The sequence below is a fragment of the Paenibacillus vortex V453 genome (genome assembly GCF_000193415.1).
In the GTDB taxonomy this organism is placed as follows: domain Bacteria; phylum Bacillota; class Bacilli; order Paenibacillales; family Paenibacillaceae; genus Paenibacillus_AQ; species Paenibacillus_AQ glucanolyticus.
The window spans coordinates 18156-39161 of the sequence record NZ_ADHJ01000017.1 but is presented as its reverse complement, the minus strand read 5'-3'; the positions used below and the strand labels follow the sequence as shown (position 1 = coordinate 39161).

The following is a 21006-nucleotide window of genomic DNA, read 5'->3' as shown; positions in this document are numbered from 1 at the left end:
GCGTAAAGGGATTCTTAACACTTATCTATCTACATGTCACCCAAAATCGTCAGTTAAAAATTGCAGATGATTTTGAATGGGCCTTAAAAACTAAGTGTTGTGGGTAACTTGTGGGTAACGCTTTTCCTCAATAACTCTCAATCCCTTTGAATAGTCGGGATTTCAAATCCCTGTCAAATGTAAAACATGTAATTGTCTGCAGCAGACTGTTCATGATAGTTGATCAGGTAATCCAGAGTTGTGGAATCCAGAACTTCAGCAATGCTGTCGCGGATGCGCAGCCATAGATCCCGCTTCGCCGGATCGTCCTCTTCCGTAAAATCCACAGGGGATATCGGGCCTTCCAGCACGCGAATCACATCACCCGCCGTGATGGTAGCCGGGTCGCGAGAAAGGATATATCCTCCGTACGCGCCGCGAATGCTTTTGACCAAACCCGCATTCCGAAGCGGTGCAATCAATTGCTCCAGGTAATGCTCTGATAGCTGGTTCTTCTCGGCAATGCTCTTCAGTGAGGTTGGGCCTTCGCCAAACTTGGCAGCCAGCTCCATCATAATCGTTAATCCGTATCTTCCTTTAGTTGATATCTTCAAGGGGGTGACACCTCTTTCGGTAATTTGTATATTGTGTTCATCCTGTACATAAATTGTAGGTGGTTGGGTGAAGCGATCATACGGCTCGCACAGCGAAGGATACACCGAATTCTGTGTTTTTCTCCGTATTCCGATCATTACCCTCAGCTTATGGTAACATATCCTGAACCTCAATGGGTAATATTCCAGCTGGAAAACCAAAAAATGTTCACCCTGAGTGGACAAAATGAAGCGTGTGAACCTTGTTCCAATATGTTAAAATACGTCCATGGGCATAATTCAATATGAAAATGGTGATAACGATGGCAAATGAAAATCATAACACTCGTATCGTTGTCGGCATGTCAGGAGGAGTCGACTCCTCCGTAACAGCGCTCCTGCTCAAGCAGCAGGGCTATGAAGTGATCGGCATCTTTATGAAAAACTGGGATGACACCGATGAGCTTGGCTACTGCACAGCCGAAGCGGACGCTGAAGACGTGCGCCGCGTGTGCGAGCAGCTCGACATTCCCTACTATACCGTCAATTTCGAGAAGGAATACTTTGATAAAGTATTTTCCTATTTTACTTGATGAATATAAAGCCGGGAGAACACCGAACCCCGATGTCATGTGCAACCGTGAAATCAAATTCGGTGAATTTCTGAACAAGGCAATGGATCTGGGAGCCGATTATGTGGCCACCGGCCATTATGCCCGTGTCATCGAAGAAAACGGACAATACCGTTTGCTGCGTGGTGTCGACAGCAACAAGGATCAAACCTATTTCCTCAATGCACTGAGCCAGGAGCAGCTCTCCAGAGCGATGTTCCCCATCGGGCATCTGCCTAAGCCGGAAGTTCGCCGTCTCGCAGAGGAAGCAGGACTGTATACCGCCAAGAAAAAAGACAGCACCGGCGTCTGCTTCATCGGAGAACGGAATTTCAAAGAGTTTCTTGGACAATACCTCCCCGCTCAGTCCGGGGATATGGTAGACATTGTAACCGGCGAAGTGAAGGGCCGTCATGACGGTTTGATGTATTACACGCTGGGACAACGCCAGGGTCTGGGAATCGGCGGTTCCGGCAACGGAGAGCCATGGTTTGTTGCCGATAAGGATTTGACTAACAATATTCTTTACGTAGTTCAAGGCGATCATCCGAGTTTGTATTCAACCGGACTCGCTGCCTCCGGAATCAACTGGATTGCAGGTCAAGACGCTATGCCCAAAGACGCCTACACCTGCACAGCCAAATTCCGTTACCGTCAGCCCGATCAGGAAGTAACCATAACCCCGCGCGAAGATGGAACCGTTCATGTTGCTTTTGCCAAGCCGCAAAAGGCAATCACGCCTGGACAAGCCGTCGTCTTCTATCAAGGGGATGAGTGCATCGGCGGTGGAACGATCGAAACAGCGGATAAAGTGCCCTATTGATCGGCTGGTTTAAACTTGAAGAGCACACACTTCACCCGGAAGGTTTCCGTTCCGAGAAGTGTGTGCTCTTTTTATATAAGAAGAAATATTATCGGAGAACCCATTCCACAACGTCTCCATGCTCCACGCTGGCCGCTACATCAATTAATCGCTGATTCGAGCTGCCTCTGAAAGGAAGGGAGACATCTCTCAGCTCCATTTGAAATTTGCCATCCACGATCACGTCGCATAGCAAAGCCAATTCACGCCGCTTCGGCTGCCTCATCAATGCTTCAAAGGTGAATCCCGTATAAGCCCATACATTTTTCCCGGGACACAGCTTCCTGAAGCTGTGCAGAAATGCACTGCATTCCTCCGGAGAGAAGAACGGATCCCCGCCACATAAGGTCAAGCCATCCAGCAATGGATTATCCAACACTTCTTGGAGTATTCTCATGGACATCGCTTCTGTAAACGGTTCCCCTGCTTCAAAATCCCAGGAAGCCGCATTAAAACATCCTTCGCAGGCATGACGGCACCCGCTGACAAAAAGAACGGCCCGAAGCCCGGCTCCTTCATTGATGCTCTCAGGCAAATATCCGCACACATTCACAGATGTTTCACCCGGTCCCTGACCTCAGCCTGCTTGGCGGAATTGAAGCGCTCGGTATAATTGCCGGTTAAATACCCCGTCACCCTGCGCAGCCGCTGGAAGTTCCCATCTGCTTCCGAAGCACCACACCCGGGGCAAGCGCTCCCGATAATCCCCTCATAATTGCATGCGGGGCACCGATCGACAGGGTGATTAACAGAGAAATACCCGATATTCTGCTGCAAGGCAAACTGCACAATCTCCCGAAAAGCAGCCGTATTCTGTCTCGCATTCCCATCCAGCTCTACATACGAAATGGCTCCTGCATTACAGAGCTCGTGAAAGGGTGCTTCCGAGCGGATTTTTCGATAGGCCGCCATCGGATGGTAAACCGGAATATGAAAGGAATTGGTGTAATACTCGCGATCGGTTACCCCCTTGATCACGCCGAAGGTATGGCGATCCAGCTTCGTAAATTTTCCGGATAACCCCTCTGCCGGTGTTGCAAACAAGGAGATGTTCAGATTGTATCTTTCACTGGCCTCATCGCAAAACTGCCGCATATGCCTTATGATCTCAAACCCCAGCCGGTGGCTGGTCTCATCCTCCCCGTGATGCTGTCCGGTTAACGCCTTCAGGCATTCAGCCAGCCCGATAAATCCAAGCGCAAGGGTGCCGTGTTTGATCAAATCCCGCACCTTGTCCTCCGGTGACAACACTTCGCCGCCTTCCCACACGCCTTCCCGCATCATAAAATCAGATGCTTTAGCCGGTTGATCCGCTTGCAGCTCATAACGATGAATCAGCCCCTCCACCGCAATGGCCATATAATGATCCAGCTGCTTGAAGAAGTGGGTCAGATCCGGTAAGTCCCGCTTCCCTTCGAGTATTCCATGCTCAATGCCAAGCCTGACCAGATTAATGGTGTTGAAGGACAAATTGCCTTTTCCACTCAGGCGATTTCGCCCAAAACGGTCTGCAATCGTCCTTGTTCGGCACCCCATGGTGGCAATGATTGTATCCGGATCGTCCGGGCTGTAGTAGGCAAGGTTAAACGATGCGTCCACATTGACAAAATTCGGGTACAGCCTGCGGCTGGAGCATTCTACAGCTTTCAGGAACAGGTCATAATTGGGATCTCCTTCCCTTTGATTGACCCCTTGCTTGCACTGAAATATATGCTGTGGAAAAATCGGCGTCTCTCCCCCGCCAAGTCCCCTCATCGTGGCGTCAAGCAGGGCATGGGACACCAGACGTCCTTCGGTGGACGTACACATGCCGTAGTTCAGCGAAGTGAAGGGAATCTGACCGCCTGCCCGGCTGCTCATCGTATTCAAATTATGGATCAAGGATTCCGCAGCCTGCTTCACTTCATTCACCGTCTCATTGTAGGCGTATCGGTAAGTTCGAGGGTATGTTTCCTTCAGCTGCTCATTGTCTATGTATAATTCAGTGTCCGGAAGAATACCTGCCGTCGATGTTCTCTGTGCTGCCTCCTCCGGATAGGCCACACCCTTGCGAAAATGCCGGCGAAAGGATTTACCGACATACGGTGCCAGATCCCAATCGATTTTACTGCCCGAAACACCGCCGAACTGACTGTTTTGCTGGGATTGAAAAATAATGGCTACCAGCGCCATTGCCGTCATAATACTCTGCGGCGGCCGGACGGATCCGTTTCCGGTATTAAAGCCCCGCTCCAAAAGACGATTGAATGGGATGAATATACAGTTCGTCGTTCCGAGCGCATACTGATCCAGATCATGCACATATACATAACCGTCCTTGACAGCTCTCATAAGCTCCGCCGGGAGAACGAAATGACTTGCCATCCACTTGGCATATTCGGAGCCGATACGGCTCATTTTTCCGCTGAAGGAATCCCCGTTCAGATTTGCATTCTCCCGCAGCAGATCGAGATTGGCTACCCCAATCACATCCCTGCTGATTTTGTACAGCTCCCCCCGGCGAACCCGCTCCAGGTCACGGATTTCCCTGTATTGCTGATAGGCCGCGGCTACCTCTGTATAACCGCTGCTCTGCAAATGTTCAACCACGATGTCCTGAATCTCCTCCACCGTCACCTGATCCATTCCCGCCGCTATATGGGCTGCCCGAACGCCAATCTCTAACGCAGCTTGCTCCCGGGAAGCACCCTCTACCGCTATAAATGCTTTATCCACCGCCTTCACAATCCGGCTCATCTCAAAATTCACCAGGCATCCGTCTCTCTTCATGACTTTCATGAATTCGGTCAACTCCTTATAGATAGATCAAGATCACTATCACACTATATATAGTTTCGTTAAACAAATTTACATCTATATATAGTTTGGCGCTGTGATATAGATCACGGTTCAGGAGAGAGTCATGTAGGGAAAATGACAAATGAGAAAGAAGACCGCCCAAGCAGCCAGCTTGCCGAAGTAAATCCGGCGAACGAAAAAGATGCCACCTACGATTCATGAATCGCAAGCGGCATCTTCTGAATTTTCATTCCTTTCATTCCAGTAACCGATCAGCTTGCAGCTGGCGGCATTGGAGTTGGCGTCGGTTTGGCATAACCGGTGCTGTATTTCTCGTCGATGGCAGTCCGGATATCCGTCAAACTCATGCCCTCGCTGCTCATTTTTGCAGATTCTACGGCGATGTCCAGGCACACTCCGCAGCGGGTACCATGATCATCCCATACCACGGTCCCATCCTCTTGAATCTCATCGATAAAACAGTTCAAGTTACTCTCATGACCGGCACTTTCCCCGCACCCGCAATAGCAAGGAATATATTTCAGCACATCACTCACTTGTGCAGACAGCGCATAAATCGTTTGAAGTTCGCTGGTCTGATTCTTCAAAAAATCAGGCAGCTCGTCAATGGAAGCCGTCGCCTCCTGAATATCCCCGTTCGTCAGCTGAATCTGGTGCCCATGCTCATGCGCCGCTTCCGCAGCCTGCCCATTTGTGACCTGCTCCTGGACGCTTTTTCCCGAACAGCCGCTGAGCAATACACCAACAGACAGCAGCAGGATGACAAACCGTTGTTTCCCTGTTCTCATTACTCTTATCCTCCAATTAATTAGCGGTCGCAGCGGTTGTTGCTCAGCCGTTCCGCTATTCTTCGCGTCGTAGTCTCTGATTGTGGGCGATCTTCGATTCGTTCCCCTGCTCGGTCGCCTGATAAAACACCCTGCGGGAGAGCTCCTTCGGTAAATAATCCTGCTTCACGTAATGGCCTGGATAATCATGCGGGTATTTGTAGCCGATATGTCCCAATTTCACGGCTCCCTGATAATGTGTATCACGCAGATGAAGCGGAACCTCTGCTGATTTCACCTCATCCATGGCCGACATGGCACGGGAGATGGCGGATACAACGCTGTCCGATTTCGGGCTCTCCACTGCAAACAGAATCGCCTGGGCGATATTCAGTTTCGCTTCCGGCCAACCGTTATTCCGGTACGCATCCAGCGCACTTACCGCCTGCACCATCGCTTGCGGGTTGGCTAAGCCGATATCCTCACTGCTGGCGGCAATCAAACGCCGAATGAAAACCATCGGATCCATCCCGAGCTTTTCAACCGCGTACAAAAACCAGAACAGTGCCGCATCACTGGACCCCCGAATGCTCTTATGAAAGGCTGACAGCACATCATACTGTGTGGACTCATCGGCACGCACGATGGGCCTGCGAATCGATTCCTCCGCAACATCCAGCGTAATATGGATCGTACCGCTGGCATTCGGAGGTGTAGTCATAGCTGCCAGTTCCAGCGCATTCAGCGCGCGCCGGATATCGCCGTTCGCCATGGTTGCAATGTGATCCAGCGCTTCCTCTTCCGCTCTGAGATCCATAAATCCGAGGCCTTTGTCTTGATCTGCCAGAGCACGCTGCATTGCAATCATGGAATGCTCCTTGGTCAGCGGCTGAAGCTGGAATAAGGTCGATCGGCTCATCAAGGCCCCATTCACATAATGGAAGGGGTTCTCGGTCGTAGCACCGATAAATATAATCGTGCCGTTCTCAACGGCGGGCAGCAGCGCATCCTGCCTGGAACTGTTAAAGCGATGAACCTCATCCAGGAACAGTATCGTTTTGGTCCCATACAGACTGCGGTTGCTCTGAGCCTGCTCAATGACTTCCCTAACGTCCTTAACGGACGCCTCCACCGCATTAAGGCGAACGAAATGTCCCTTGGTTTGCTGGGATATGATATGGGCGAGGGTTGTTTTGCCGCAACCCGGCGGGCCATACAGCAATATGGAAGAAACCTGATCCGCCTCAATGGCCCGCCTAAGCAGCTTGCCCGGTCCAATAATATGTTCTTGTCCTATATATTCATCAAGCGACGAAGGGCGCATGCGATCGGCCAGCAGCCGGGAATCCCGGTCCCCTTCACGCCCGATACTGAATAAATCCATTGCTACACTTCCTTGTCTGATATCAATGCAATCCTAAGCCGGTTTCAATAAAATCCGTCACGCTCTATCATATCATATTCGATTTAACTGTGCCTGTGGAAGGCAATGACTTCATAATTTGTTGATCTGATAACACTGATGAATAACTGCTTGCTTTGACAAAAAGTCAAACTTTTATCTTTCTAAAAGCGTTTAAGATTAAGCAACGTATGATTAGAATCAACCACGACCGGAGGATATGAAATGAACCGTAAACCTGTACGAAAGAAAATAACTCTGATCATCCTGCTGCTTGCCGCTTTCTCTATTCTCATCGTTTGGACTTTGATTCGATTTATCGATCAGTTGGGTTCCTCCTACCAAATGCTTGGATAAGCGCAGCAAAAGCCTCGTCGGGATGAGCACATGATGCATGCATGTATCACCCCAAAGAGGCTTTTTTTCTGTTAATTTCGATCACCTTAACATCCGTGATGTTACATCATTACTCCACAGGCCAACCATTGACAGTAATCTCCGACGTTTCCGTCATGACATAGGAAGGCAGCGGCTCTCCATGCAGCAGCCACAGCTCATGCAATGCCCGGGTGCAGCCCACATACATTAGCTTGGCATCCCAAGCTTTCTCCGCATAATGTGCCGCATCCGCATCCGCCACGACAACGGCATCAAACTCCAGCCCTTTGGACAAATACACAGGGAGAATGGAATAGCCGCCCTGATAGGTTCCTTTGTTGCCATCTATCAGGTTCAGGTCGGGCCAATCGGCACTTAATTGCTCATGTAAATCTTTCGCTTCCCGTAGGGTGCGGGTAAGTATCGCAACGGTCCGGTATTCTTTGGAGATGAGCGTATCCAACGCCCGTGCTAAGTCACCTGTTCTGGAGTCCTTGGAATCATATGGTATAAGACGGACGGCATCGCCGCTTCGGAATACGGGTACAGCCAGCAGGTCACTGCTGACCCCCTTCTCCAGTATGTCGTTAGCAAATTCAATAATCTCCATCGTGGAACGATAGCTGCGCGTCAGAGCAAAGTAAGCCGTCTCCTCTTCCTTGAAGAGGGAGCTCATCTCTTCCCAAGCATGAACGCCACGATACGCATGGATACCTTGCGATAAATCACCTAATATCGTGAAAGAATGTCCTCTCACGAACAGGTCCAGCACGGCTACCTGAAATGGAGAGAAATCCTGCGCTTCATCAATCACGATATGGTCAAACCGCTGATCCCCGGAAATATCATTCAGCAGGCAGTGGAAATACAGCAGTGCCGGGAGATCCTCTTCCCGGATCACGTTTTTCTTCAAATCTTTGCGCGTTGCAGCAAGCACGCCGGAAGGGATAAGGGCCGACAGCTCTTCAAACCACGTACCGGCCGCTTTAGCCGCACCGAACAATTGTTTATATAATGAAACCGGCTCGAACTTCGGCCATCGATTGCCATAAGCCTTTTCGCGTTGAGCCGCCCTTTTCTTCCGTTCTTTCATCACGGCTGCCGAAGGGGACTTCTTCAGCTCCATTTCTACCCAGCGGTGTAATCTTGCCAGCAGCCGTTCCTTGCGCTTCGCTAACGGATAAGGCTTATATTCCTGGTAGAACCATTCAGCTATCGTCTCCTGTTTTAGAACGGCTCCATCCCATGGGGAGAAATCGTCAACAGGGAGCGCCTCGGTTTCCAACGATTCCACACAGCGTCGGATAAGCTCCATCAGCCTTAGTGAACCTTTGTAGCGGCCGCTGACACTTGGTCGTCAATGTCAGGCGTTCCCTGCCCTGGTTCTGTCTCAAACCATTGATTCAGCGGTCTAGTCGCATGATCTTCCGAGGAGAGCTGAATATCCAGTAACTCCGAAGCCCAGTCGCCGAATGTACGCTGCTGAATGTCGCCAACCCCAAGCTCAGGCAGCACATCGGATATGTAATCCAGGAACATCAGGTTCGGCGCAAAAATAATCATTTTCTCCGCAGTAACCTGCTCCTTGTACTGATAGAGCAAATATGCCAGTCGGTGCAGTGCTACCGTTGTCTTGCCGCTTCCCGCAACCCCTTGGATAATGAGGGCGGTGTTTTTCGCTGCCCGGATGATTTTGTCCTGCTCGGCCTGTATCGTAGATACGATATCCCGAAGCCGGTTATCCTTGTTTTCCCCGAGACGGTAGACCAGGAACTCATCGGATACAGCGGGTCCGCCGCTATCCCGATTGTACGTGTCGGAGACCCGCTCCAGGATCTGCTTACGGATTACAACGTTGCGTTTCAGATACACAAGACCTTCGATGATTCCTTCGGGTGCTTCGAATGATGCTGGATCGGTACCGCCCGTAAACGAATAAAAAAGACTCGCGACTGGAGCGCGCCAGTCAATCACCATCGGATGATCCCCGGCATCTGCTTTATCGAAGCCTATCTTCCCAATGTAGAGCGGTTTCTTCGCTCCGTTTCCGTTTTCTTGAAAATCCAGCCTTCCGAAGTAAGGCTCCGGCAAACTTTTGGCGAGGGCTTGCCGTTTCTCTTCCCGTCCTGCTTCGAGCACCTGCTCCGTAAAATCATGACCCGTGTATACGGGAATGCCGCGCAAACGCTCAAGTTGACGGTCAATCTCGACAATAACCTCGTTTAGCCTTGACTCTTCTTCTTGATAGGCACTTTGAAAAGATTCTGACACTTTCAGTTACCTCCTAAGAAACATATTATTTTCGCATCGGAATTCTGGCTTTATAACTGACCGCGACACAAAAGGAGTTTCATTGTAGCACAACTTGCCTGGATATACTAGCACAGCTCTGCCGCATGAATTACGCAGTGCTTGTTCAGCTACATAAGCATTCCTTCAATCGCAGCAAAAGACGCAGCATCCCCTGTTCGGATACTGCGTCTTTATATATTTTTAAATTTTTGCGGCTGTTGCTGAAAGCCTCGTTTACAAGGATACGCCGCCTTTTTCGAGCAGCTCTTTCACGGTTACGCTAACCATGATCAGACCGGCTACAGGAGGAACAAACGCATTGCTTGCCGGCGGCTGCTTCGCCTTCCGAATCTCGGGTGCATTCTCGGGCACAATCTTCTCCGTAACGTCCTTACGGGGTTTCATCGGCTCCTCTAGAGAGAATACCACCTTGACCCCTTTTTTGATGCCGTCTTTACGCAGCTTGGTGCGCACAATTCGGGCAATCGGGTCCATGGAAGTTTTGGATATATCAGCTACCTGGAACTTCGTTGGGTCCATTTTGTTGGCTGCACCCATACTGGAGATGATCGGAATGCCGCGCCGCAGACACTCCTTAATCAGATGCACTTTATAAATAATCGTGTCCGAAGCATCGATCACATAATCCAGCTCATACTTGAACAGCTCTTCATATGTCTCTTCGGTGTAGAACATGTTCAGCGCAATCGCTTCACACTCCGGATTGATCAGTTTAACCCGATCCACCATCAGATCGGCTTTCTTCTGACCCACCGTTGTGGTTAACGCATGGATCTGACGATTGATATTGGTGATGTCCACCACATCTTTATCGATCAGAATGATGCGGCCAACCCCGGTACGGGCAAGGGCTTCCACCGCGATGGAACCCACGCCGCCAATACCGAGCACAGCCACCGTACTGTTCTTCATCACTTCAAGGCCCTCAGGGCCGATGGCTAATTCCGTTCGGGAAAACTGATGCAGCATAATTCAAGCAACCTCCTTTATCGAGAACACCTGGCTTATTTCTCGTCGCCCGGCTTCTTGGCAAGTTTGATATGCAGCTGCTCCAGCTGTCCACCGTCCACTTGGGAAGGAGCATCCATCAACAGATCCGTTGCGCTGGCCGTTTTCGGGAATGCAATCGTTTCACGCAGGTTGGTGCGCCCTGCAAGGAGCATGACCAAACGGTCAAAACCGAAGGCGATTCCGCCATGCGGAGGCGTACCGTATTCAAACGCGTCCAGCAGGAAGCCGAACTTCTCATGAGCCTCTTCCGGCGACAATCCGAGTGCGGCAAACATTTTTTCCTGAACCTCTCGCTGATAGATCCGCATAGAACCGCCACCGACTTCATACCCGTTCAACACGATATCATAGGCTTCCGCGCGTACGGCAAGCGGGTCCGTGTCTAGCAGCTCCAGATCTTCATGTTTTGGACGGGTGAACGGATGATGCTCGGCTACATAACGCTTCGCGTCTTCGTCATAGCTGAGCAGCGGGAAGTCCAGCACCCAAGCAAATTTGTATTCGTTATCGTCAATCAAACCAAGCTGACGTCCGATTTTCAGACGGAGTGCACCGAGAACATCCGCAACCACTTTTTTGTTGTCAGCGGAGAACAGCAGCAAGTCACCATCTTCGGCTCCCGTACGTTCTCTTACGGCTTCAATCTCCTCTTCGCTGAAGAACTTCACGATAGGCCCTTTGAATTCGCCTTCCTTCACTTGAATCCATGCAAGACCCTTCGCTCCGTAACGGGCGGCATAGGGTCCCAGATCGTCAATCTCTTTACGGGTCCAAGTACCGCAGCCCTTAGCGTTCAAACACTTCACTTCGCCGCCCTTTTCGATGACGGAAGAGAATACTTTTACACCGCTGCTTGTTACGATATCGTTCATTTCGATCAATTCCAGACCGAAGCGAAGATCCGGCTTATCCGAGCCGTATTTGCTCATGGCTTCAGCATGACTAATGCGCTGGAACGGCGTTGCAAGCTCGACACCTGCGGTTTCTTTGAACAGCTTCACCATCAGCTGCTCCATCATGGTCAGCAGATCATCACGTTCCAGGAAGGACGTCTCAATGTCGACCTGGGTGAACTCCGGCTGACGGTCAGCCCGCAAGTCTTCGTCACGGAAGCAGCGCGCAATTTGGTAATAGCGCTCAATTCCGCTCACCATGAGGAGCTGCTTGTAAATTTGCGGGGATTGCGGAAGCGCAAAGAATTCGCCTGGATGTACGCGGCTTGGCACAAGATAGTCACGTGCGCCTTCCGGCGTGCTCTTTGTTAGAATAGGTGTTTCCACATCCACGAAGCCTTCGCCGTCGAGGAAGTCACGGAAAATTTTTGACGCTTTCGAGCGCAGCATCAGCGTTTTCTGCATCTCCGGACGACGCAGGTCCAGATAACGGTATTTCAGGCGAAGCTGCTCATCTACCTCCACACCGTCCTCGATGAAGAACGGAGGTGTTTTTGCTGCGTTCAGCACTTCGATGTTAGTCACTTGAACCTCAATCTCGCCTGTTGGCAGATTCGGGTTGAACGTTTCAGGATCACGCTTTACGACTTTACCGGATACAGCCAGTACAAACTCGCTGCGAACTTTGTCGGCAACTGCCAAAGCTTCGCCTGAGAAATCCGGATTGAATACAATCTGCATAATGCCGCTGCGATCACGAAGATCGATGAACAGCACTCCACCCAAGTCACGGCGGGTTTGTACCCAGCCGTTCAGTGTTACATTTTCTCCAATGTGCGCGGTTGTCAGGTGACCGCATTGATGCGTCCTTTTCATCGGTTATCATTCCCCTTTAGTATAATTAAGTCGCTAAATCACGACGATTAAACGAACTCTTGAACCAGACTATCCAATTTCACGATGCGCTGCTCGCCGGTTTCCATCGACTTCAGAGCGATTTCTCCGCGCGCCAGTTCATCATCGCCCAAAATAGCAGCATACCTGGCTTGCAGACGGTCAGCGGATTTCATCTGGGCTTTCATTTTGCGGCCGAGATAATCCCGTTCTGCAGATACGCCCTTGCTGCGCAGCTCGTAGATCAATTTTGCCACTTCCCGCTCAGCCGCTTCGCCCAGCGCCAACAGGTAGACATCCAGCGGCTTCGCAGCCGACAGGTTGACGCCTTGATGCTCCAGGATCAATAGAATCCGCTCAAGACCAATCCCGAACCCGATACCCGGCTGATCCGGTCCACCGATCTGATCGACCAGTCCATTAAACCGTCCGCCTCCGCCTACCGTGTCAATTGCGCCGATCCCCTGTGCTTTGAATTCAAATGCGGTGTGCGTATAGTAGTCCAATCCCCGAACGAGTCTTGGATTGATCTCATACTCAATGCCCATGGCATCCAGATATCCTTTTACTTTCTCGAAGTGTGTGCTGCACTCCTCATCAAGGCTATCCAGGATCGAAGGAGCATCATCGAACTTCCCTTGATCCTTCTTGCAATCCAGCACACGCAGCGGGTTGCGCGTCCATTCGAGATTGGCAGTCCGAGCACAGGCTGTCTTTCATCGGCTCCAGGAAGGCCAGAAGTGTGTTTCGGTAAGCCGCCCGAACCTCTGGCGTACCTACAGAGTTAATCTCCGCTTTAACTCCGTTAAGCCCAAGCTCCTTGTAGAAGCTGTATCCGAGTGCAATAACTTCGGCGTCAATGGCCGGTTCCGCAGTCCCGAACACCTCTACCCCGAACTGATGGAATTGACGGTACCTGCCAGCCTGCGGCCGCTCATAACGAAACATCGGCCCGATGTAGTACAATTTGGATACGTCAGGTTCGCCGTACAGCTTGTTTTGCACATAAGCCCGAACGACGCCAGCTGTTCCCTCAGGACGCAGAGTCATGCTGCGATCGCCTTTATCCTTGAATGTGTACATTTCCTTCTCCACGATATCGGTGGTTTCACCTACCCCGCGTTTGAACAGTTCGGTCTGCTCAAACATCGGCGTGCGAATTTCATGGTAATTGTATCTCCGGCACAGATCCCGTGCCTTCTCCTCGATAAACTGCCATTTCTCGACGGCTCCAGGAAGTATGTCCTGCGTGCCAGTCGGCTTTTCAAATTTCTCGTTTGCCATCTTCATCCCTCCACGTCCTTTGACATCTTCACGACTGAACATGTCCATGCCTTGATCTGTGTTATAAAACCAAAAAAATCTCCCGCCCCGCTGTCCTAAGACAACAGGGACGAGAGATGTTCATGACGATATCACCCGTGGTACCACCCACATTCCGGATATGACACGCATTAGGGCGTGTTCAAGCATCCGCTTCATCCGTTTAACGCCCGGCCGCGCAGTTCGGCTACTGTCTATCCCACCGGTTACCCGGTGCTTGCTTCGCCGTCTGTTCTCGGGGAGGTCATTCGTCCACTCATCAAGCGAATCCTTACAGCCAGGGGATTCTTCTCTGGTCTTGTGGGGATGGAGTACTTGTTCCCGTCATGAAATCCGTTATTCATAAAATATAGTATACCCAAAACATTATATTTTTAGATTCTAATGAACCGCCGCACTAAAGTCAAGAAACTTTGTAGAATTTACCCGAAAAAAGAAAAAAACCTACAAACCACTGTTGTAGGTCCAAAACATATATTATATAAAAAAGGGGGTCATGCTGTTATTATAAACAGCGAATATTAAAGGAACATTGAACAAACATTACAGTTATATTACAAGCGAGAAAGCGCTTTTATTGAAACGGCTTCAAAGGGGCTGCTCCAATGACGGAACAGCCCCTTTACGTTAATGGGATATGCCTTCTTCGCTTGCTGCAATCATTATCATCCAATAGGACTGCAATGCCAGGCTATCCTTTATTATTTAGTCAAAACGCTCCACGTAAGCGTTATTTGCCCGCAGATCATGCACAATCTGATCGTAATCCTCGTCCCTTACTTTAACGGACAATACGTATCTCAGATCATCATAGTCGCGGTCCGTCACATCCGCCTCGCGCCAGCCGTCTCCGTTCATATCATCGCTGTCAGGCCGATCCTCTGCCCGGTCGCGGCTTGCTTCCCGCGAGCCCACAATGACGCCTGGAGCGCCTACTACTCCGCCGGGTGCACCCATCGTCGTGGCACCCGCAGTTGCTCCGCCTGTGCCTGAATTACCCCAAGGCACGAGCGGGACAAGAATATTCCCTCCCCCTCGAACCGAATCCTGCAGCTGTCCTACCTCAAGCTGCTCGGTGCCGTAGGTCAACAGTGTCGTCCTTGCGCCCTCGGCGTCGTCTTCCGTTCTGAAATAGGCTTGAATTTGTCTAGACATGTCCATTCCTCCTTTTTATCAACCAACTTGTTTGAAAGAGCGGTATAACATAGACAACCCATACAGCTATTTTTCCGTTACAGTGCCTTTAGCAGCTCACGCACGAAGGCTGGCTCGTCTTTCGGCGTTCGGGAAGTAATGAAGTTTCGATCTACGACCACTTCTTCATCCTTAAAGGTTGCGCCAGCGTTCACCATATCGTCCTGAAGCGGAGGATAGGAAGTGATGGTGCGTCCCTTCAGCAGATCGGCACTTGCGAGAATTTGCGGCCCATGGCATATCGAAGCAATCGGTTTGCCTGACTTGTCCGCTGATGTGACGAACTGCAATATATGGGAATCCAGACGTAAATTTTCCGGAGAAGATCCACCTGGAATAACCACCGCATCATAATCGTTTATATTGACGTCGGCAATGGCCTTATCCGTTGTATAGGAGGCCTTGCCCTGTTTGCCCTTTACCTCTTGTCCTTGTTTCAATCCAATGATATCTGCTTGATGTCCCGCTTCCTTCACGGCATCATAAGGAGTCTTCATCTCGGAATCTTCGAATTGGTCAGCTAGTAGAAATGCAATTTTACTCATCTGGCATATCTCCCTTCATGATTGTCCTCGATTTGTTATTACCCTGTAATGTCTTTTTTATAACAGTGGAATTATTGAAGCGGGTAAGGGGGTGCCTTTTTAGAAGGGAACAGAAAAAGCCCGAGTTTATCTCACCCAGGCTCTGCTTATCAATGCAATATCATCCTTATTCACTGCGGCTATATTCTAGGATCTCGGCAGCTGTTTCCGAATATTTCCTTTAATGTTTCTTTCCTGTGCCGGTTCCTCTGAAACAGCAACCATGCGTTCCATGCTGGCTGCTTCCCTTATGTCTCCTGAACCGACCAACACAGGCAAACTGCTCCATATCGAGAATTTGGGGGATTGACGCATAGGCAGCATGACTCCTTTTCCAAAGAGAATAATGGACCTGCGATTACTCACACAGGATGCCCCATCTCTCTGATATCATGCATTTGCATATGCGATTCTAGATTTATGACTTGCTGTCGATAATCAGCGTGACGGGTCCCCAATTGGTCAGCGACACATCCATCATCGCTCCGAACACCCCTGTCTCAACCTGCAATCCCTTCGCCGAGAGCTCACGATTAAAGAACTCGTACAAGGCATTGGCTTCATCCGGCTTTGCCGCAGCCATAAAGTTTGGCCGTTTTCCCTTCCGGGTATCGCCATATAGAGTGAATTGGGAGACAGAGAGAATGGCTCCGCCAACGTCCTGAACACTGAAATTCATCTTTCCGTCCTCATCCTCAAAAATCCGCAGCCCTGCCACCTTGTCGGCAAGATATTTGGCATCCTTCTCTTCATCGCCGTGGGTCACACCCACAAGCACCATCAAGCCCGCTCCAATCTTGCCAACAACTTCATTGTCGACCGTCACTTGTGCATGCTTGCATCGTTGAATAACAACTTTCATATCGGAATATCTCCTTATCTCCATATAATAAAACGGCCTGTCTCCCGCAGGATAACAGACCGCATTCATATAATAATCCGTGCTGTCATGAGGCCCGGGCCCCCTTAACAGAACGACCATGCCAACATTCCAATCACTGCATGATTCGATGAACGGTATATACATCCTTTACCCGCTTGATCCGTTCCACAACGGATTGGAGGTGATCCGTATTGCGTATTAAAATCGTCATGTGGATCATCGCCATCTTATTCTTGTCGGATCGACCGGTTACGGCAGATATATTCGTCTTGCTCTCTGACACGGCCTGGAGGACCTCGTTCAGCAATCCGTTACGATCGTGACCGGTCACTTCGATATCGACGCTGTAATTAGCCTCAATGGTCGATTCCCATTCAACCTCAATCACACGTGCGGCATCTTCGCCTTCATCCGTAGTTGGCAGGTTCGGACAGTCCGATCGGTGAACCGATACCCCGCGTCCCCGGGTAACATAACCGACAATGTCGTCTCCCGGGACAGGATTACAGCATCTCGCAAATCGCACAAGCAGATTGTCTATGCCCCTCACCCGTACCCCGTTGGTCGGACGGCTGCGTTTCTCTGCCGGCTTGATCTCCTTCATCTCAGAAGTCAATTCAAGCTGATTGGCTTCCTCCTGCTCCTTGCGGAGCTTCTCGGTCACTTTGGTGCATATCTGCGCGGCGGTGATACCCCCAAAGCCAACGGCCGACAACATATCCTCGATGTCATTAAAAGCAAACTTCTTGGCCGCTTCCATTAATTTATCATCGGTCATCCATTCGGATACCTCAAGACCCAGACGCTTGATCTCGCGCTCCAGCATCTCGCGTCCCTTCTCCACGTTCTCTTCCCGCTTCTCTTTCTTAAACCACTGCTTGATTTTGCTGCGGGCGTGAGAGGATTGGGCAATCTTCAACCAGTCTTGACTCGGGCCGTACGAATGCTTCGAGGTCAAAATTTCCACGATATCGCCGGTCTTAAGCTGATAGTCCAGCGGAACGATCCTTCCGTTAACCTTGGCACCGATGGTGCGGTTTCCCACTTCCGTATGAATCCGGTAAGCAAAATCAAGCGGTACGGAGCCCGAAGGCAGCTCGATGACTTCGCCTTTGGGTGTAAATACAAAAACCAAATCAGAGAAAAAGTCCATTTTCAAAGATTCTACAAACTCTGAGGCATCCTTCGTTTCATGCTGCAGCTCCAATATTTCACGGAAGAACGTCATCTTGTTGTCGAAGCTGCCTCCGTTGCCTCCTGAGCCTTCCTTGTAGGCCCAGTGTGCCGCGATACCGAACTCTGCCGTACGATGCATCTCCCAGGTGCGGATTTGAACCTCTGTCGGCTCCCCGTTCGGTCCAACCACGGTCGTGTGGAGGGATTGATACATATTTGTTTTTGGCATGGCGATATAATCTTTGAAGCGGCCAGGCATCGGCTTCCAGAGGGTGTGAATGATGCCGAGCGTAGCATAACAATCCTTGATGTTGTCCACAATAATGCGGATTGCAAGGAGATCGTAGATTTCGTTGAATTGCTTGTTCTTTACGGTCATTTTCTTAAACACGCTGTAGATATGCTTGGGTCTGCCGGACAGGTCGGCTTGAATACCCATTTCATCCAGCTTCTCCCGGATACAGACAATGACGTTGTCGATGTACTGCTCCCGTTCAGCCCGCTTCTTGTGCATTAAATTCGCAATGCGGTAATACTGCTGCGGATTCAAGTAACGAAGCGCGATGTCCTCCATTTCCCACTTGATCGCGGAAATACCGAGACGATGGGCAATCGGGCAGAAGATCTCTAGTGTTTCATAGGAAATGCGGCGCTGGCTTTCCTCGGACTGGTACTTAAGAGTGCGCATATTATGAAGACGGTCCGCCAGCTTAATCACGATCACCCGGATATCCCGTGCCATCGCGATAAACATTTTACGATAATTTTCGTTTTGCTGCTCTTCCTTGGACCGGAATTGGATACGTTCTAATTTAGTCAAACCATCCACCAGCATTGCACACGTATCCCCGAAGCGCTCGCGAATCTGCTCAAGTGATACAGTTGTATCCTCAACGACATCATGAAGCAGTGCAGCAATAATAGACAACGTGTCCACCTGCATGTTCACCACGATGTCTGCAACCGCAAGCGGATGAAGAATATAAGGTTCTCCCGATTTCCGCACTTGTCCGTGGTGGGCTTGCTCCGCAAATACATACGCTTCCTCAATGCGGAGAAGATCGGGTTCTTTTATATAGGCGCTGGCCTTTTCGAGTAATCGCTCTATGCCCATTTTGGAGTCCTTCTCTTCCCTTTCTATATAAAATGGAACCCGCCCTTGTCAAAACGTGCAGGTTCCCTCGTGATTGTTTTCCTATCATTATGACGCTTGTGGCGTTATACGTCAACATGTGCAGCATCCTGACACTTATAGTATGCCCGTTTCCGGCGCGGAGACATCAAAACTTGACATGAATTGGATATTTTGACGAACTGTAAAAATTATTGTTCGAAAAAACGAACGTATTGTAGTTTAATCTATTAAAGATCGTACGCGAAACGGTCCTATATTTAAAAGTCCTACTAAGAGGAGTGAAATTGGTTTGCAACGTGAAATTCAAGTAGATGAGAAACTTCCGTTTGGTCCAGGCTTCCTTCTGAGTCTGCAGCATTTGTTTGCCATGTTCGGAAGCACGGTGCTTGTACCGAACATATTCGGCGTGGACCCCGGCATGATCCTGCTGATGAACGGTATTGGTACACTGCTCTACATTTTCTTATGTAAAGGAAAAATCCCGGCCTACCTCGGCTCCAGCTTTGCGTTTATCTCGCCGGTTCTGATCGTACTGGCCGGTGACCCGGAAGCCAACTATGGCAAAGCATTGGGAGCCTTCATCGTCACGGGGTTCATCTTCTGTCTTGTGGCTCTCATCGTTAAATATGCAGGAACCAAATGGATCGACTTCGTATTTCCGCCTGCGGTTATGGGTGCCATTATCGCGATGATCGGACTTGAGCTTGTTCCTGTTGCTGCTGGCATGGCCGGCTTTTTGCCGGAAGAGGGACAGGCCATTGATCCTAAAATCATTACAATCTCGCTCGTTACGCTCGGCGTCACGGTATTCGGTTCCATCCTGTTCCGCGGCTTCTCCAAAATCATTCACATCCTGATCGGAATCGTAGTCGGGTATGCACTCTCCTTCGTTCTTGGAGTGGTAGACACAGAGAAAATTGCGAATGCAACCTTCTTGTCAGCACCGCAGCTGACCACACCGGTGTTCGATAACGGAGCGATCTGGACCATCATTCCGGTTGCGATCGTTGTTATCGTTGAGCATATTGGCCACTTACTTGTAACCAGCAATATTGTGGGCAAAGACCTCTCTAAAGATCCCGGCCTTCATCGTTCACTGCTTGGCAACGGTATATCCACTATCCTGTCCGGGTTTGTAGGCTCAACACCGAATACCACCTACGGTGAAAATATTGGTGTCATGGCGCTTACAAAGGTATACTCAATATTCGTGATTGCCGGAGCAGCCGTTATTGCGATCATACTCTCCTTCTCCGGAACGTTCTCTGCCGTTGTAGCGAACATTCCTACACCCGTAATGGGCGGCGTATCCCTGTTGCTCTTCGGAGTTATTGCAGCTTCCGGTCTTCGAATCTTCGTTGAGCAAAAGGTCGATTTCTCCAAAGCAAGCAACATGATTCTGGCTACACTGGTGTTGGTAACAGGAATTAGCGGCGTAACTTTGAAGATCAATACCGTCGAACTGAAGGGTATGGCATTGGCAACCATCGTAGGTGTCGTTATGGCTCTGCTCTTTAAAGTATTCGAAATTACCGGTCTCTCCAATGAAAAAAATGATGGACCGATCGTGGAGAAAACACCAGATTGATTTCATCATAACTGGATCTCAAATCAAAAAACGCCCTGAGCTTATAGCTCAGGGCGTTAATATTTCCCGGGAAAATCAGGAAGATCTTTGTCGTTTACTCGTATTTCATGAGTGTAAATACATCGATTCCATCCAGCTTCGAACGGCCATTCAAATCGGCAAGTTCGATCATGAAGGCAGCTCCAACCACATTGCCGCCCAATTGACGGATGAGGTTAATTGAAGTTGCAATGGTCCCGCCAGTTGCAAGGAGATCATCCGCAATCAGAACATTTTGCCCCTTCTCGATGGCATCGGTATGCATCGCCAAGCGATCTTTTCCATACTCGAGGTCATATCCCACTTCAATCGTTTCGTATGGAAGCTTTCCGCTTTTGCGAATGGGAGCGAATCCGACTCCAAGGGCATACGCCAGCGGTGCACCCACGACAAATCCACGAGCTTCGGGACCAGCTATCACATCGATCTTAAGATCGGACACCATGACCTTCAATTCTTCGATGGATTTGCGATATGCCTCACCGTTCTTCAGCAGTGTGGTAATATCTTTGAAGCTGATCCCCGCCTGCGGAAAATCGGGAATGACACGAATATAATCTTTAAAATCCAAAATAATCTCCT

The 21006-nt window shown here is 49.9% G+C and carries 16 protein-coding genes and 3 pseudogenes; 4 read left to right on the top strand and 15 right to left on the bottom strand.

The features are described 5' to 3' along the window. Window positions 1–173: 173 nt before the first annotated feature. On the bottom strand, window positions 174–593 hold the full coding sequence (cymR, locus tag PVOR_RS09115) for a cysteine metabolism transcriptional regulator CymR (protein ID WP_006208860.1): 420 nt from the start codon (window positions 591–593) through the stop codon (window positions 174–176). Between the two features lie 302 nt (window positions 594–895). Here cymR and mnmA point away from each other — a divergent pair. Further along, window positions 896–2006: pseudogene (mnmA, locus tag PVOR_RS09110) on the top strand (tRNA 2-thiouridine(34) synthase MnmA). A gap of 88 nt (window positions 2007–2094) precedes the next feature. Here the strand turns inward: mnmA and nrdG are convergent. The 4 genes from nrdG to PVOR_RS09090 form a co-directional block, all read right to left on the bottom strand. Beyond that, entirely contained in the window at window positions 2095–2598 is a 504-nt protein-coding gene (gene nrdG, locus PVOR_RS09105) for an anaerobic ribonucleoside-triphosphate reductase activating protein (protein WP_006208859.1), read from the bottom strand. Further along, window positions 2595–4823 carry an anaerobic ribonucleoside triphosphate reductase gene (locus tag PVOR_RS09100; protein ID WP_006208858.1) on the bottom strand — a complete coding sequence of 743 codons (2229 nt, stop codon included), beginning with the start codon at window positions 4821–4823 and terminating at the stop codon, window positions 2595–2597. Before PVOR_RS09100 ends, nrdG begins: the two co-directional genes overlap by 4 nt. Before the next feature lie 272 nt (window positions 4824–5095). Then, window positions 5096–5632 carry a PCYCGC motif-containing (lipo)protein gene (locus PVOR_RS09095; RefSeq protein WP_006208857.1) on the bottom strand — a complete coding sequence of 179 codons (537 nt, stop codon included), beginning with the start codon at window positions 5630–5632 and terminating at the stop codon, window positions 5096–5098. A gap of 55 nt (window positions 5633–5687) precedes the next feature. Further along, window positions 5688–6995 carry a replication-associated recombination protein A gene (locus tag PVOR_RS09090; RefSeq protein ID WP_006208856.1) on the bottom strand — a complete coding sequence of 436 codons (1308 nt, stop codon included), beginning with the start codon at window positions 6993–6995 and terminating at the stop codon, window positions 5688–5690. 243 nt (window positions 6996–7238) lie between these two features. Between PVOR_RS09090 and PVOR_RS32485 the strand changes: the two genes are divergently transcribed. Next, complete coding sequence (locus PVOR_RS32485) at window positions 7239–7370, top strand: hypothetical protein (protein ID WP_255308661.1); 132 nt, start codon at window positions 7239–7241, stop codon at window positions 7368–7370. Between the two features lie 109 nt (window positions 7371–7479). On the opposite strand, the pseudogene PVOR_RS09080 reads toward PVOR_RS32485, so the two are convergent. The 4 genes and pseudogenes from PVOR_RS09080 to hisS form a co-directional block, all read right to left on the bottom strand. Beyond that, window positions 7480–9662 (bottom strand): annotated as a pseudogene (locus PVOR_RS09080) (HelD family protein). Between the two features lie 255 nt (window positions 9663–9917). Next, on the bottom strand, window positions 9918–10673 hold the full coding sequence (locus PVOR_RS09075; RefSeq protein WP_006208854.1) for a tRNA threonylcarbamoyladenosine dehydratase: 756 nt from the start codon (window positions 10671–10673) through the stop codon (window positions 9918–9920). 35 nt (window positions 10674–10708) lie between these two features. Beyond that, window positions 10709–12484, bottom strand: coding sequence for an aspartate--tRNA ligase (gene aspS / locus PVOR_RS09070; protein WP_006208853.1), 1776 nt, complete (start codon window positions 12482–12484; stop codon window positions 10709–10711). Window positions 12485–12531: 47 nt separating this feature from the next. Further along, window positions 12532–13786 (bottom strand): annotated as a pseudogene (gene hisS / locus PVOR_RS09065) (histidine--tRNA ligase). A 177-nt stretch (window positions 13787–13963) separates the two neighbouring features. On the opposite strand from hisS, the gene PVOR_RS30590 reads away from it, so the two are divergent. Then, window positions 13964–14155 (top strand): hypothetical protein, encoded by a 192-nt coding sequence (locus tag PVOR_RS30590; protein ID WP_148247956.1) that lies wholly within the window; start codon window positions 13964–13966, stop codon window positions 14153–14155. Between the two features lie 375 nt (window positions 14156–14530). On the opposite strand, the gene PVOR_RS09060 is transcribed toward PVOR_RS30590, so the two are convergent. The 5 genes from PVOR_RS09060 to PVOR_RS09045 form a co-directional block, all read right to left on the bottom strand. Continuing rightward, window positions 14531–14980, bottom strand: coding sequence for a hypothetical protein (locus tag PVOR_RS09060; protein ID WP_006208852.1), 450 nt, complete (start codon window positions 14978–14980; stop codon window positions 14531–14533). A gap of 77 nt (window positions 14981–15057) precedes the next feature. Then, a complete protein-coding gene (locus PVOR_RS09055) occupies window positions 15058–15564 on the bottom strand; it encodes a type 1 glutamine amidotransferase domain-containing protein (protein WP_006208851.1) in 507 nt (168 codons plus the stop codon). A gap of 186 nt (window positions 15565–15750) precedes the next feature. Next, window positions 15751–15969 (bottom strand): hypothetical protein, encoded by a 219-nt coding sequence (locus PVOR_RS30345; RefSeq protein ID WP_127502952.1) that lies wholly within the window; start codon window positions 15967–15969, stop codon window positions 15751–15753. A gap of 52 nt (window positions 15970–16021) precedes the next feature. Continuing rightward, window positions 16022–16465: a D-aminoacyl-tRNA deacylase gene (dtd, locus tag PVOR_RS09050; protein ID WP_006208849.1), complete on the bottom strand. Its 444-nt coding sequence runs from the start codon at window positions 16463–16465 to the stop codon at window positions 16022–16024. 133 nt (window positions 16466–16598) lie between these two features. Then, window positions 16599–18776, bottom strand: a complete 2178-nt coding sequence (locus PVOR_RS09045; RefSeq protein WP_006208848.1) for a RelA/SpoT family protein — start codon at window positions 18774–18776, stop codon at window positions 16599–16601. Window positions 18777–19086: 310 nt separating this feature from the next. Between PVOR_RS09045 and uraA the strand changes: the two genes are divergently transcribed. Then, window positions 19087–20385, top strand: coding sequence for a uracil permease (gene uraA / locus PVOR_RS09040; RefSeq protein ID WP_006208847.1), 1299 nt, complete (start codon window positions 19087–19089; stop codon window positions 20383–20385). Window positions 20386–20479: 94 nt separating this feature from the next. On the opposite strand, the gene PVOR_RS09035 is transcribed toward uraA, so the two are convergent. Beyond that, on the bottom strand, window positions 20480–20995 hold the full coding sequence (locus PVOR_RS09035; RefSeq protein ID WP_006208846.1) for an adenine phosphoribosyltransferase: 516 nt from the start codon (window positions 20993–20995) through the stop codon (window positions 20480–20482). Between the last annotated feature and the right edge of the window lie 11 nt (window positions 20996–21006).